General features: G+C 72.8%; 1 protein-coding gene. It reads left to right on the plus strand.

The features are described 5' to 3' along the window. Positions 1–426 (plus strand): hypothetical protein (locus tag ERX37_RS11210; RefSeq protein ID WP_208001692.1); only part of this gene is annotated, 426 nt, incomplete at both ends.

The raw sequence follows: 426 nt of genomic DNA on the forward strand, positions 1-426 counted from the left end.
GACGCACACCATGGAATCCTGGACGCCTTTCCCGTACGCCCAGGACTACGCCTTCACGGCCGGCGACGTCGCGCGCCGCTGGGAACGCCTGCACCAGGGGGACGCGGAGCCCTTGCCGCACGACCCCGCCGTGCTGGAGGCCTGGGCGCTGTTCCACGGCGGCCGCTTCGCGGAGGCCGCGCGCGCCGGCATGGCGGCCGGTGGCGCGGGCATCACCGTGGCGAACAAGGCGACGATCGTCTATGCGACCTACCTGGAGCCGAGCGAGGCACGGCGGCTGGAACTCTTCAGCCAGGCGGCCGAATGCGCCCGGCAGCAGGCGGCTGCCGAACCCGACAATCCGAACGCCTGGTTCTGGCACGCCTATGCGCTCGGGCGCTATGCCCAGGGCATCAGCGTGGCCCGGGCGCTCGCGCAGGGGCTCAC

The organism is Macrococcus hajekii (assembly GCF_004359505.1).
Lineage (GTDB): Bacteria > Bacillota > Bacilli > Staphylococcales > Staphylococcaceae > Macrococcus > Macrococcus hajekii.